9 protein-coding genes are annotated in these 14,019 nt (G+C 56.6%); 5 read left to right on the forward strand and 4 right to left on the reverse strand.

The window, feature by feature from the left end; genetic code table 11:
- Positions 1 to 7 precede the first annotated feature (7 nt).
- Entirely contained in the window at positions 8 to 376 is a 369-nt protein-coding gene (locus tag ABVN21_RS27050) for a PilZ domain-containing protein (protein ID WP_339555956.1), read from the reverse strand.
- A 159-nt stretch (positions 377 to 535) separates the two neighbouring features.
- Between ABVN21_RS27050 and ABVN21_RS27055 the strand changes: the two genes are divergently transcribed.
- The 5 genes from ABVN21_RS27055 (at position 536) to lanM (ending at position 7,540) form a co-directional block, all read left to right on the forward strand.
- A complete protein-coding gene (locus ABVN21_RS27055; protein ID WP_339555957.1) occupies positions 536 to 2,602 on the forward strand; it encodes a carbon starvation CstA family protein in 2,067 nt (688 codons plus the stop codon).
- Positions 2,603 to 2,616: 14 nt separating this feature from the next.
- Positions 2,617 to 2,814, forward strand: coding sequence for a YbdD/YjiX family protein (locus ABVN21_RS27060; RefSeq protein ID WP_007895266.1), 198 nt, complete (start codon positions 2,617 to 2,619; stop codon positions 2,812 to 2,814).
- Between the two features lie 122 nt (positions 2,815 to 2,936).
- Complete coding sequence (gene yjiA / locus ABVN21_RS27065; RefSeq protein WP_339555034.1) at positions 2,937 to 3,908, forward strand: GTPase; 972 nt, start codon at positions 2,937 to 2,939, stop codon at positions 3,906 to 3,908.
- Positions 3,909 to 4,248: 340 nt separating this feature from the next.
- Positions 4,249 to 4,401: a hypothetical protein gene (locus tag ABVN21_RS27070; RefSeq protein ID WP_339555035.1), complete on the forward strand. Its 153-nt coding sequence runs from the start codon at positions 4,249 to 4,251 to the stop codon at positions 4,399 to 4,401.
- Between the two features lie 61 nt (positions 4,402 to 4,462).
- Positions 4,463 to 7,540, forward strand: a complete 3,078-nt coding sequence (lanM, locus tag ABVN21_RS27075; RefSeq protein WP_339555036.1) for a type 2 lanthipeptide synthetase LanM — start codon at positions 4,463 to 4,465, stop codon at positions 7,538 to 7,540.
- A 187-nt stretch (positions 7,541 to 7,727) separates the two neighbouring features.
- Here lanM and ABVN21_RS27080 read toward each other — a convergent pair whose 3' ends face one another.
- From ABVN21_RS27080 to ABVN21_RS27090, 3 genes are all read right to left on the reverse strand, one after another.
- Entirely contained in the window at positions 7,728 to 8,273 is a 546-nt protein-coding gene (locus ABVN21_RS27080) for a hypothetical protein (RefSeq protein WP_339555037.1), read from the reverse strand.
- 250 nt (positions 8,274 to 8,523) lie between these two features.
- Positions 8,524 to 9,777 carry a serine hydroxymethyltransferase gene (gene glyA / locus ABVN21_RS27085; protein WP_339555038.1) on the reverse strand — a complete coding sequence of 418 codons (1,254 nt, stop codon included), beginning with the start codon at positions 9,775 to 9,777 and terminating at the stop codon, positions 8,524 to 8,526.
- Positions 9,778 to 9,938: 161 nt separating this feature from the next.
- Entirely contained in the window at positions 9,939 to 13,787 is a 3,849-nt protein-coding gene (locus ABVN21_RS27090; RefSeq protein ID WP_339555039.1) for an EAL domain-containing protein, read from the reverse strand.
- Positions 13,788 to 14,019: the final 232 nt, after the last annotated feature.

Consider the following 14,019-nt stretch of genomic DNA (forward strand, 5'->3'; position numbering starts at 1 on the left):
TAGGCGCTCAGGCTTCGATCAGGGCGCCCAACTCTCGCTCCAGCTCCAGCGGATCAGCCAGGTTAAGCTCAATCAACCGCCGCAGCCGCTCGATAGACTCCAGGCTGATGTGACGGCAGACAAAGCCCAATTGGCCATGATCTTCGTGGGTCAGATGCACATCCATCCTGATTTCATTGTCATCATTCAGATGAATATCGACTGAAAAGTCCTTTGCCCGATCCCCCAGCCACGGTTCCGGGCGTTCGATCAGCAAACCTTTGAGTGACAGGTCAATCAACTTCACCGGCCAGATAAATTCGCCCTGAATCAGCTCGGTTCGGGCATCGAACGCAATACGTTTGAAGCGGCGACGTTCGGCAGGGTGTTCGCTCATGGCGCGATCCTCGGAAATGTACGCTGACTATAGACCGGCATTGTTAAAGGCTGCCAGGACGCAGGGGCGTCTAGACCAATGTTGGGTATGGTCTTTGCCGTCAGGAGAGCTAAACTCGGAGTGGCTGTCTTTCTTGTCCACTCTGGCTGGAATCATAAAATGAAAAATAATAATAGCCCGCTACGCCACATACCCTGGCTGGTGCTGGCAATCGTAGGAGCGTGCGCCCTTGGCGTAGTGGCATTACGCCGCGGCGAGGCGATCAACGCCTTGTGGATTGTGGTCGCTGCAGTGGCCATCTATCTGGTTGCGTATCGCTACTACAGTCTGTTCATCGCTAACAATGTGATGCAACTCGACCCGCGACGCGCCACCCCCGCCGTACTCAACAATGACGGTCTGGACTACGTACCGACCAACAAACATATCCTCTTCGGTCACCACTTCGCGGCTATCGCTGGCGCGGGGCCTCTGGTCGGTCCGGTGCTGGCGGCGCAAATGGGCTACCTGCCCGGTACGCTGTGGCTGATCGCCGGTGTGGTGCTGGCCGGTGCGGTGCAGGATTTCATGGTCCTGTTCATGTCGACTCGCCGCAACGGTCGCTCTCTGGGTGACATGGTCCGCGAAGAAATGGGCCGCATCCCCGGCACTATCGCGCTGTTCGGCTGCTTCCTGATCATGATTATCATCCTCGCGGTGCTGGCGCTGATCGTGGTCAAGGCCCTGGCCGAAAGCCCTTGGGGCATTTTCACGGTGATGGCGACCATCCCGATCGCGATGTTCATGGGCATCTACATGCGCTACATCCGCCCGGGCCGTATCGGTGAAATCTCCGTGATCGGTGTATTGCTGCTGCTGGGTTCGATCTGGCTGGGCGGGCAGATTGCCGCCGATCCGGTCTGGGCCAAAGCGTTTACCTTCACCGGAATCCAGATCACCTGGATGCTGATTGGCTACGGTTTTGTCGCTGCCGTTTTGCCGGTATGGCTGATTCTGGCGCCGCGTGACTACCTGTCGACCTTCCTGAAAATCGGCACCATCGTCGCCTTGGCCATCGGCATTCTGGTGACCATGCCCGAGCTGAAAATGCCGGCACTGACCCAGTTCATCGACGGCACCGGTCCGGTATGGAAGGGCGGGCTGTTCCCGTTCCTGTTCATCACCATTGCCTGTGGCGCGGTGTCCGGTTTCCATGCGCTGATCTCTTCCGGCACCACGCCGAAACTGCTGGATAACGAGGTTAACGCCCGTTACATCGGCTACGGCGGCATGCTGATGGAATCGTTCGTCGCCATCATGGCCATGGTCGCTGCCTCGGTGATTGAACCAGGTGTGTACTTCGCCATGAACAGCCCGGCCGCCGTGGTCGGCGGTGATGTGGTGGCCGTTGCGCAAGTGGTCAGCAGTTGGGGTTTCGCGATTACTCCGGAAGCGCTGCAAGCGGTGGCCCACGACATCGGTGAAACCACCATCCTGGCCCGTGCGGGCGGTGCGCCGACCCTGGCGGTCGGTATCGCGCAAATCCTGCACAGTGTATTGCCGGGTGAGAACACCATGGCGTTCTGGTATCACTTCGCGATCCTGTTCGAAGCGCTGTTCATCCTGACGGCGGTGGACGCCGGTACCCGTGCCGGTCGATTCATGCTGCAAGATTTGCTCGGTTCCTTCGTGCCATCGCTGAAACGTACCGAATCCTGGACCGCCAACCTGATCGCGACCGCCGGTTGCGTGGCGATGTGGGGCTGGTTGTTGTACCAGGGCGTGATCGATCCGTTGGGTGGTATCAACACCTTGTGGCCGCTGTTCGGTATCTCCAACCAGATGCTGGCCGGTATCGCGCTGATGCTCGGCACTGTCGTGCTGATCAAAATGAAACGCCAGCGCTACATCTGGGTGACCTTGCTGCCAGCGGCATGGCTGCTGATTTGCACCACCACGGCGGGCTTCATCAAGCTGTTCGACGCCAACCCGGCGATCGGTTTCCTGGCCCTGGCCAAGAAGTACAGCGATGCCCTGGCCAATGGTCAGATCCTTGCCCCGGCCAAGGACATCACACAGATGCAGCACGTGATCTTCAACGCCTACACCAACGCAACACTGACCGCGCTGTTCCTGTTCGTGGTGTTCAGTATCCTGTTCTATGCACTCAAGGTTGGCATTGCCTCCTGGGGTAAAAAAGAACGTACGGATAAAGAGTCGCCATTCCAGGCCCTGCCGGATGCTTGAGCGAGGAGTGCAGCATGTTCAATGACCTGAGTCGCCTCGGTAAATACCTCGGTCAGGCCGCGCGCCTGATGGTCGGCATGCCCGACTACGACAATTACGTCGAGCACATGCAAACCAAACACCCGGACAAACCGGTAATGAGTTACGAGATGTTCTTTCGCGAACGTCAGGAGGCCCGTTACGGTGGCAAGGGTGGGCCGAAGTGCTGTTGAGGCACGAGGTCTAGGCAACACACGACTGTAGGAGCCCGGCTTGCCGGCGATAGCGATCTTCAGGTCGCTATGGCCGGCAAGCCGGGCTCCTACAGTTTTTTCAGCGCATGGGAGATCTTCTTTTGTCAGCTCCAATCCCCGTCACGATCCTCAGCGGCTTTCTCGGCGCCGGCAAAACTACCTTGCTGCGCCACCTGCTCAAAGCCGAGCACGGCCTGAAAATCGCCGTGATCGAAAACGAATTCAGCGACGCCGGCATCGACACCCAACTGTTGGGCGACGAGCCGGTACAAGTGATGACGCTGTCCAACGGTTGCGTCTGCTGCACCATCCACACCGACCTGACCAAGGCCTTGTATCTGCTGCTCGAACGCCTGGACTGCGGCGATATCGCGTTCGACCGTCTGGTAATCGAATGCACCGGTTTGGCCGATCCGGCACCGGTGACGCAGACCTTTTTCATCGATGAGGAATTGCGCGAGCGCTACATCCTCGACGGCATCATCACGCTGGTGGATGCGGCGCACGCCGACACACACCTGAGCCAGACCATCGCCCAGGCGCAGATCGGTTTTGCCGACCGCTTGCTGGTGAGTAAACGCGACCTGGTAGACGAGCCGAGCTTCAACGCATTGAGCGAACGACTGACCCGTATCAATCGTCGCGCACCGATCCGTGTGGTCGACCACGGCAATATCGACTTGGCCGAACTGCTCGATGTGCGCGGCTTCAATCTCAATGCTGACCTCGGTGGGGGCATGAGTCTGCGCCCGGTGAGCCAAGCCCCGTCCATCGACCGCATTTCCAGCCTGGTGCTGCGTACCGACAAACCGCTCGATATCGACAAGCTCAGTGAGTTCATGAACGAGCTGCTGGAAGATCATGGCAAGCAATTGCTGCGCTACAAAGGCGTTTTGAACATCCTTGGCGAACCGCGCCGCATGGTGTTTCAGGGCGTGCTGAAGTTGTACGGTTTCGACTGGGACACCGAATGGGCCGAGGACGAAGTGCGCGAGAGCGTGATTGTGTTCATCGCCGATGATTTGCCGGAAGAGAAAATTCGCGAGGGATTTGCGCGAGTCGCGGTGGTGTGAAGCTGTGAGTGCCCATCGTGTGATGGGCATTTTTTTGAGAATCAAAAAAGTTTATGCGAGAAAGTAAACGCTGATTAGTTTGAATTAGTGTGCGGTAATATTTGGTCAAGTTTACAAAAGCATCTGTCGATCGATTTTGTTGAGCTGTCAGCGTGATTGATGGCTTTGGTTGTAACTGTCTGTGTGACTTGTAAGTGCATTGTTGGAAGTTGTTTCTGGTTGTAGTGCTTAAGAATATGTGGGTTTACATTTGGTTTGAATTGATAAGCGGTGGCATAGAGTTCTGAGTGATAAATTAAATGGGCGCCAACAAGGCGACTAATATTATCAGGAGAAACTTATGCAAGAGCAAATCATGGATCTGTCCGGTGAACTGGATGCCGAGTTCGAAGCTTACGTAAGTGCTGGCGATGCCAATGTCGGCGGGGAAGGTATGTGCACCAATATGTCGTGCGGCACCTTGCAGTGCACCGCTCTGGGCTGCGGCTGCTAATTTCCCACTAAAGCAAGGTGGGTCGTGAGCCACCTTGCTTTACCACGAGTGGTGAGCAATTTTGACTGATGTTTTGAATTTCACTGAACGCAATACATGGGGCGCACAATCAGCGCTGGATCAAGAGATGCTGCGCAAGACTCTCGATCTTTTACACAAGAATGATAAAGCCACGCTGCGTCATTTCGGTGTCGATCGGGAAACATTACTTAATGATTCCCGTCTTCTTGCGTCCAGCGATAATAATGTGTGTTCGCCGGCAGTTAAAAGTCGTGAAGAAAAAATCAGAACCCTATCTTTTTTGCCGGTTGAGTGCGAGGTGGGTGTTGAAGAAAGTTTCGGCTGGTTTTGCGCTTCCTGGTATGATTATTTAAAATATTCTTTCGAAAAAGACGCTAAATACACTTCTGTTTGTGAGTTGATTGATGTAATAACATTTTTGCCAAGTGCTCGCGCGTATATAACGGCCAGAGTGAAGTATCTATCGGAAAAGTCGCTGGTTCATCAATTGAACAGTCGGATATCCGAAGGTGCCGAGGTGGATCTGGAAACGTTTGACCAGGCGCTGGCAGGCGAGGCGCTGGTTGAATTCCTGGGGGCATACCCGGTGCTGGCGTGTTTGCTGGTGGAGATGATTGAAGACACGGTGGCTTACCTGTACAGGGTCATCGAGCATTTCGACGAAGACTTCAATCGACTCGAGTCGGCTTTTGCATTGGTTGCAAAGCGCATCGACTCGATAGTCCTCGGCCAGGGAGACGCCCATGCCAATGGTGAGACGGTCTGCTTCATTCAGGTCAGTGGTCAGTCGCTGGTGTACAAGCCAAGGAGTAACCGCGAAGCGATTTTCTACAGTGCATTGCTGCAGCACTTGCATGACAGAACCGGAGATCCCGGTTTTGCCATTTACGCGCCTGTCATGGTGTCTCGGGAAAACCGTTGCTGGATTGAGAAAATAGAAAATCTGGCCTGTGAGTCGGAAGCGGACCTGGCTCTTTTTTTCCAGCGCTTGGGCGCCCAGGTCGCGGTAATTCATGCCTTGAACGGCATCGACTTTCACTACGAAAACCTGATCGCCTGCGGCAGTAGCCCGGTGATGATCGATCTGGAGTGCCTGTTCACTTCGGCCATGATCGATTTGCGTACCAATCTGCCTCACAGTCGCGCGCTGTTCAAAACCATCAAGCTCAATGGGCAGTCAGTATTTTCCAGCGGCTTCGTGCCGTATTCACCGGACTCAGAGAATGACTACAGTGGTCTGAGCCGACAGCAACAATTCGCGGGTAAAAGAAAACAGCTGGTCCGCGAGCAGGGCTATTACCGCTTGAAAAATGTCGACTTCGACAGTCGTCCGGTCATTCGGCATCTGCCCGTTTTCAATGGCGAAACGCACTCGGTCACTGACTACAAAGACGCCTTTCTCCGCGGTTTCGAGCGCGGTTACGATGAATTAATCAATCACCGGGGCGCCGTACTCGACTTGCTCGCGCAGCATGCCGGGACATTGAAGACCCGCGTTCTGATCAAAAATACCCAGCGTTACGCGGACTTCATCGCGATGATGCTCCATCCTCGCTTTACCCGGTGCGCTGTTCAGCATGAATTGCTGTTGGCGACCCTGTGGTCGGATCTGAGCGAAACACTCAACGATTACAACATTCCCGGGCATGAAATCGTTGATCTGAAGAAGGCCAACATTCCTTGCTTCACCATGCCTTTGCTTTCCAGCCAATTGATTAACGCCCATGGTCAGGCGGTTGCTCCTTTGGCCATCGAGCGTCCGTTAGACAGTTGCCGCCGGAAGTTGGAAAACCTGTCTCCCGCAGACAAAGCGTCGCAAATGCATATATTGCAAATGTGCCTGTTCCCCGTCGCCAATGAAGCGTTGCCACTCAACCGTGCGCATCATTTGAGAGCGGTGCAGGAGCTCAGCCGGGCGCAGTACCTCGAAGGCGCTATCAGCATTTCCGTGGTCATAGAGCGGCTGCGCATCGACGGCGAGGAAGGTGATGTCGCCTGGACATTCATGGACACGCACCCACGAACCCAGCGTCATTTCATTACGCCCATGGGCAGCGGTTTGTATAACGGGATGGGCGGCCTGGCGATTTTTTACCTGAGCCTGTTCCGAACCAGCCGTACACCCCGTTATTTGAACGAGGCCGAGCGTATCTTGTGCGCGATGACCAAGTCCCAAGGCCATTTTCCAAGCGAATCGAGCGTCAGTGCCTATTTCGGCCTGACCTCCTATCTCTACGTTCTGGTCAATTACCAGCTAATCTCTGGGCGCCTGACTTACCAGGCGATCATTGAGGAACAGTTGCTCAAACTGGAGGATTTTCCACGGGACGGCGACGAGTTCGATTTCATTCACGGTTGGTGCGGGGCCGTGACCGTGCTGGTGAATCTCTATCAACTTGAAAAACGCGAAACGTTACTGCCCCTGATCGAAAGATGCTCGCAGGCGATTCAGTCCGCGCTGACGCTGGAAAACGGAACATTGCTCCTCAAAGCGACGGGCAAACCGCTGTGGACCGGTTTTTCCCACGGTATTTCCGGCGTGTTGATGGCGCTGGGCAAAGTCTGGGAAGTGACCAAAGATCCTCTGCTGCCAGGGTTGATCACCCAGTGGTTGCAAGCAGAGAACCGCCTTACGGTTGATGGTTTCTGGCTTGATCTGCGAGAGAGCGCAAAGTCTTCGACCACGATCAAATGGTGCCATGGCGACGCGGGCATTCTGCTTTGTCGGCGCTGGTTGCTTCAGTCGATGGCCGAGGTGCTGGACGCCGAAACCAGGGTCACGCTTGAGCGGGATGCAGAGCGCTGCGAACGTCATGTCTGGGAGCAGGGACTGGAGTCTGGTTACAGCCTGTGTCACGGGGATTTCGGCAACCTTGTGTGCTTGCTGAAACTTTACCGCGACACCCACAACGAGGCAGGCATCGCCAAGGTAAAACGCACGCTATCTCAGGTTGCCCACAACTTCTTCAATGAAGGCTTTCTTGAAGAGCGCAATGTCCCCGATCTTGGATTGATGCTGGGTATTGCCGGCGTCGGCCAGGCGCTGCTGCATGCGGTGGAAGACGGTTTGCCCGATGTGTTGTCCATGGACTTTGCAAAGTCGATTCCGGCCGCTTGAGTTGGGTAGGCGATTCGAGAAATGGCAGGGCATACAATCAATGCAGCGAATGAGTCTGTCGGGTCGATCTGATCGCGCAGAACATCAGGTTGTACGGGGGGAAAACCGGTCATGGGTTGACCGGTTTTTTCGAGTCCAGCAAGTGCGCTGGATTAATCTGTTTCTTCAGGGCATTACTTAGAATTATTCACTGGAGAACTTTTCGCTCGAGGATTTTCAGTTCGAAAAATACCAGGCGGCCGCCGCGACCTTCCATGTCGGTCAGCGCCGAAAAGTTAGGTCCGTTGTCGCCATAGTTATGAACTTCCCGATGTTGTGGTCCGGTATGAAGGCGAATTCTAGTAAGTTCTTCCGGCAGATCATCAAGTTTTACGCTGTCGCCCAGACGATTGATGACATGGAAGTACGTTGGGTTGTCAGTATTGGAGGCGGTCAAGTTGCGAAGCTCGCCTTCCATGCTCGCGTTATAAATGAACTGGCCATTCTCATCTGCAACTTTGATGGTGTAGACACCGTCGTGGTGAGCGAAGAGGAAGGTCTCTGGGGTAAGCCCTTCGCCGTGGGTGAGCATGTCCTTCACCCGTTCCATTTGCTTGCGATAGACGCCGGCCCAGTATTCCGAAGTGTTGGGGTCGTCTAATTTTTTTTGGAGGAATTTGCCGGCTAAGGCTACTGGCGCACCATTAACAAATAGTTGTGCTGTAAACGATTGCTTTGCATCCATGTTTTGCATAATTACCATCTCTTCCTTAAGAATCGGAGTTCGCATAATTCATCAGTAAGGTGCGAAGTTGCTCACTGTTTGGCAGTGAGGTGGAGGGAAATTATCATGTTGTTTTTGGTTTGGCTGTTTGAGTGTGTTGCAAAAAAATAATGATTGTTTGAATGCGCTTGGCTATTAATCTTTGTATTTGATATTGAAATCATGAGCATAAAAAAACCGGCACAAGTGCCGGTTTTTTTACTGCGGTTTAGCGGGCTGATTAAGCGCCGTACACCGGCAGCTTCTTGCAGATAGCCTTGACCTTCTCACGAACGGCGTCGATCACCGCTTCGTTGTTCAGGTCAGCCAAGATGTCGCAGATCCAGCCGGCCAGTTCCTTGCACTCTGCTTCCTTGAAGCCGCGAGTGGTCACAGCCGGAGTGCCGAAACGCAGGCCGGAGGTGACGAACGGGGAGCGTGGGTCGTTTGGCACGGAGTTCTTGTTCACGGTGATGAACGCTTTGCCCAGAGCGGCGTCGGCGTCTTTACCGGAGATTTCCTGCTTGATCAGCGATAGCAGGAACAGGTGGTTTTCAGTACCGCCGGAAACCACGTCGAAACCGCGCTCGATGAACACGCCGGCCATGGCCTTGGCGTTTTTCACCACTTGTTGCTGGTAAGCCTTGAACTCAGGCTGCAGCGCTTCCTTGAAGCAGATCGCCTTGGCAGCGATCACGTGCTCCAGCGGGCCGCCCTGGGCGCCAGGGAATACCGCAGAGTTCAGCTTCTTCTCGATGTCGGCGTTGGCGCGAGCCAGAATCAGGCCGCCACGTGGACCGCGCAGGGTCTTGTGAGTGGTGGTGGTCACGACGTCAGCGAATGGAACCGGGTTCGGGTAGACGCCAGCGGCGACCAGACCGGCCACGTGGGCCATGTCGACGAACAGGTAAGCGCCAACCTTGTCGGCGATTTCGCGGAAGCGCGGGAAGTCGAGGATCTGCGAGTAGGCAGAGAAACCGGCCACGATCATTTTCGGCTTGTGCTCAACAGCCAGGCGCTCGACTTCGTCGTAGTCGATCAGGCCGTTAGCGTCGATGCCGTACTGGATGGCGTTGTACAGTTTGCCCGAGGACGACACGCTGGCGCCGTGGGTCAGGTGACCGCCGTGGGCCAGGCTCATGCCCAGGATGGTGTCGCCAGCCGACAGCAGGGCCAGGTAAACAGCAGCGTTGGCCTGGGAGCCAGCGTGCGGTTGAACGTTGGCGTAATCGGCGCCGAACAGTTCTTTGGCGCGGTCGATGGCCAGTTGTTCAACGACGTCAACGTACTCGCAACCACCGTAGTAGCGCTTGCCCGGGTAGCCTTCGGCGTATTTGTTGGTCAGTACCGAGCCTTGAGCTTCCATCACCGCAGGGCTGGTGTAGTTTTCCGAAGCGATCAGCTCAATGTGCTCTTCCTGGCGCTGAGCTTCTTGCTCCATGGCGGCAAAGAGATCGGCGTCGTACTTGGCAATAGTCAAATCACGGCTGAACATGGCGGTCCTCAAGGATCGGGGGCAGAAAAGGGGGGCATTCTAACCCAACGGGTTTTAGATGGCATATGAAACGGCATCATGTCGCAGACAAGTGGGCTTCATGACGGGATCAGCGGTGAATGTGGCGAGGGCGCTAGCTCCCTCGCCACAATGGTTGCGCGTTAGTCGAACATGAAGAGCGCATCATTGCTGAACTGCTCTTCAAACTTGCTGGCTGGCATCGGTCGGCCGAACAGGTAGCCCTGAACCTCGTCGCAACCGTGTTCCCTCAGGAAATCCAGCTGCTCGTGGGTTTCCACGCCCTCGGCGATCACCGCAAGGTTGAGGCTGTGGGCCATGGCGATGATCGCCCGGGCAATCTGCGCATCCTGTTCACCCGATGGCAGGCCATCGACGAAGGTGCGGTCGATTTTCAGCACGTCAATCGGGAACTGCTTGAGGTAGTTGAGCGATGAATAGCCGGTGCCGAAGTCGTCGACCGCAATGCTCAAACCAAGGTTTTTCAGGCCGTCGAGGATCTGCATTGCCTCGCTGACTTCGCGCATCAGGATACTTTCGGTCAGCTCCAGCTCCAGGCACGCTGGCGGCAGGCCGGTTTCCTTGAGAATGGTGGCGATGCGCATGCCGAGGTGACCGTCGGAGAATTGCCGGGCGGAAATATTCACCGACACCTTTGGCACCCGCACCTTGGCCTGATGCCAGCTCTTGAGCTGACGGCACGCCTGGCTGATCACCCAGTCGCCGACATCCACCACAAGCCCCAGCTCTTCAAGCACCGGGATGAAATCCCCGGGCGGCACCAGGCCGCGTCGAGGATGACTCCAGCGCAGCAAGGCTTCGGCACCGGTCAAACGTTTGCCGTCGCCGCTGAACTGCGGTTGGTAAAACAGCACGAATTCGTTCTGCTCCAGAGCGTGGCGCAAGTCGCTTTCCAGTTCCAGGCGCTCCAGGGCGCTGGCGTTCATGTCCGCCTGGTAGAACTGGAAGTTGTTCTTGCCGCGCTCCTTGGCGTGGTACATCGCGGTGTCGGCGTTCTTCATCAACTGGCTGAGTTCATCGCCGTCCTGCGGGCTCAGCGCGATGCCGATACTGGCGGTGACGAAGAACTCGCGGCCCTCAAGGACGAACGGTTTCACCAGGCTGGCAAGAATCTGTTCCGCCACATGAATCGCCCGGTTCAAGGCGATTTCACGGTTGGCCCGCGGTTGCAGGAGCAAGGTGAACTCATCGCCGCCCATGCGCGCCACGGTGTCTTCATCGTCGACGCAACCGAGCAGGCGCGTAGCCATTTCCTTGAGCATGCGATCACCGGCGGCGTGACCCAGGGAGTCGTTAATCGGCTTGAAGCGGTCGAGGTCGAGGAACATCAGCACCACCCACGACTTCTGCCGTTCGGCCAATTGCAGCGCGGTGTGCAGGCGATCCTGGAACAGCGTCCGGTTGGGCAGGTGCGTCAGGGCGTCGTAGTAGGCGAGGCGGTGAATCCGCTGCTCACTGGCCTTACGTTCACTGATGTCGCTGAAGAAGCACACGTAACTGGCCAGGTCGCCCTCATCATCCAGCACTGCGGTAATCCCGACCCAGGCCGGGTAATGCTCGCCATTGCGGCGCTTGAGCCACACTTCGCCCTCCCAGGTGCTGTGCTGATTCAATTGCTTGAGCACATAACGCAAATGGGCTTCCTGCTGCTCGTCGACGGTCAACATGTTCGGCAACTGGTCGAGCACCTGTTCCACCGCATAACCGCTGACACGGCTGAACGCTTCGTTAGCCTGGACGATATAGCCTGCCGGGTCGGTGATCAGGATCGCCGAGGTCGAGTGTTCAAATACCGTGGCGGCCATGCGCAAATCTTTTTCGGCCCGGCGCTGCTGGCTGATGTCGCGACCGACCCCCAGCACACCTTCGAAGGCATCGTGTTCGTCCCACACCAGTACCAGCCGTAGTTCGATGGGAATTTTGCGCCCATCGGCCCGCAGACAATCGAACAAATACAGTTGGGTCTGCACCTGACTGCGCAACGACGCCAGTTGATCAGGTTGATCCAGCGCTTTGCCGACCCGTTCCATCAGATCATAGATGCCGCTCAGCTGTTGCGGATTGGCGATGGTCGATTGCCAGCCGTTCTGGAAAATCCACTCGGCGTCGTAACCCAGCACCGCTTGCACCGATGGGCTGACGTAGTTGAGTGACAAGCGGCTGTCGGTGGAGAAGATCACGTCGCTGATGCTTTCGGCGAGCATTCGGTAGCGCTGTTCGCTGTCACGCAGGGATTCACTGGCCTCGATCTGGTCGGTGATGTCCTTGGCCACACCGATTATCCGCGTTACCTGATCGTGCTTGTCCCGTGCCAGCGCCTGTTCGCGAATCTCGAAGCGACGCCATTCGCCGTCCCGATGACGAAAGCGCAGCTGACATTGCATTAGCTGACGGTAACCGGCTTGCCGTTGGACCTGGCGCGAGCGGTGGTAATAGTCGGCGTCTTCGGGGTGCAGGAGGATTTCCCAGAAGTACTCGCCCATCTGCTGCAGTTCGGTACGGCTATAGCCCAGCGTCTGGCCCAGGTGGTGGTTGCTGAAGATCATGCGCTGACTGATGACGTCCTGTACGTACAGGTGATCCGGCACGGTACGCACGACGTCGGACCAGAATCCCTCGCGCTCCAGCAGCGACAACTCAGTGAGTTTGCGGCTGGTGATGTCGGTGATGCTGAGGATGACCGCGTTAAAGCCCTCGAGGCTTTCCGGCAGGCGTAGCACCAGCCACAGATGCTGGTCGCGGCCAATGGCGTCCTGCAGCTTGATTTCCAACTCGAGTTTTTTCTGTTGGTTGAGCACCGCTTCGAGCACTTGATTGCCGATGGCGCTGCCGTCCAGCGGGTTGCCGTCGATCAGCAGTGTCCAGGCCTGAGCCGAGGTATTGACGTTGAGCAGTTGCAGCGCGACCTGATTGACTTCGGTAATGCGCAACTCCTGCAGTAACTGGCGGCGTTGTTCCGGGTCTTCCAGCCATGCTTGCAGTTGCTCGTTATTGTGTAATTGGGCCTTGTCGAAGAGACCCTTCAGGCCGGATAGGTCGAGGACGCACAGGGCCACGCCGGTGCCTTCGAAAATCTCCTGATACCGTCGGCGACCTTCATGCAGCTGGCGCTGGCGGCGGCGCATGTTCAACAGGGCGATGAACGGCAGCATGGAGAAGGCCAGGCCCAGCAGACACTTGCCAATGAAGGCTGGCAGCAGTTCTTCGAGCACGCGCTGGCGATCGAACAACCCGCGCAGTTGCCAGTCGCTGCTGCTGAGTGGAACGGTCAGCACGCTGTTGGCCAGATCGTCCTGGGTCAACGTCCCCGGGTTGACCTTAGGCAGCGTCGCATCGCGGCTGATGATCTGATGGTTGAGGCGATTTTCCACCAGCCAGAGCGGACGAATTCCGGCTTCGTTGAGGTTGGTCAGTGATGAGAAGTACGTTGGCTTGAGGCGCAAGACCCAATAGCCACGGGTGCTGCCACTGGCTTGATGCAATAGCAGAGTCACCAACGAACCGTCGATGGCGTTGCTGTAATAGTGGGCCTGACCACGGCTGCGTCGGACCAGTTGGCTGAGGTAATCGGCGTCATCGCTATTGGCCGCGCTGTCCGTGAGGATTACTCCAGAGGGGCTGAGCAATGCCAGGCTGAGCAGGTCGGGCAAGGATTTTTGCAGCTTGCGCAATAGCTCCTGCTGTTCGTCGTCACTCTGTGGCTGTTCGACGATCGGTAGCAGGTTAAGGGCGATCCGGGCGTTCAGCGCCATGTTCAGGCTGACTTGCGCGGCCAGGTCGGCGGTGTAGTCGATGGTGTACTGGCGCTGGTTTTTCTGGGTTTCGCGCAACTGATCGAGCAACTGCCAGAACAGCAGGGCGAGCAGCAAAAGCACGAGCGCCGCCAACCCGCCTTTCAATGTTCCACGCAAGGGTGAACCGGGCGCCGCAGTCGGTGCACTGGAAGTCAGGGACGAAGGGACGTTGGACAAACTTTAATCCTGCGGTTTGGCTGGACTGGCGCGACGTGCACTATAAGCCGGACGCCCGAAGGGCGGCTAGCATGCCTTGAGTTGTGGCAAAGTGCCAGCCCCGCTCGGCTGGACGGCCTTCCGTCATTCAGGTAGCTTTGCCGGTTACGCGGGAGCGTTCCAGCTCCTAGAATCAGGCTTTTCCAGCGCGCACACATTGGTAGCTTTCAATCGGGCGACGCGCACGGCCTGG

Source organism: Pseudomonas sp. MYb327 (assembly GCF_040438925.1).
Lineage (GTDB): Bacteria > Pseudomonadota > Gammaproteobacteria > Pseudomonadales > Pseudomonadaceae > Aquipseudomonas.

Coding starts and splice junctions, on each gene's coding strand:
- ABVN21_RS27050 (WP_339555956.1), bottom strand. CDS start 376: ATGAGCGAACACCCTGCCGAACGTCGCCGCTTCAAACGTATTGCGTTC.
- glyA (WP_339555038.1), bottom strand. CDS start 9,777: ATGTTCAGCCGTGATTTGACTATTGCCAAGTACGACGCCGATCTCTTT.
- ABVN21_RS27055 (WP_339555957.1), top strand. CDS start 536: ATGAAAAATAATAATAGCCCGCTACGCCACATACCCTGGCTGGTGCTG.
- ABVN21_RS27060 (WP_007895266.1), top strand. CDS start 2,617: ATGTTCAATGACCTGAGTCGCCTCGGTAAATACCTCGGTCAGGCCGCG.
- ABVN21_RS27070 (WP_339555035.1), top strand. CDS start 4,249: ATGCAAGAGCAAATCATGGATCTGTCCGGTGAACTGGATGCCGAGTTC.
- ABVN21_RS27080 (WP_339555037.1), bottom strand. CDS start 8,273: ATGCAAAACATGGATGCAAAGCAATCGTTTACAGCACAACTATTTGTT.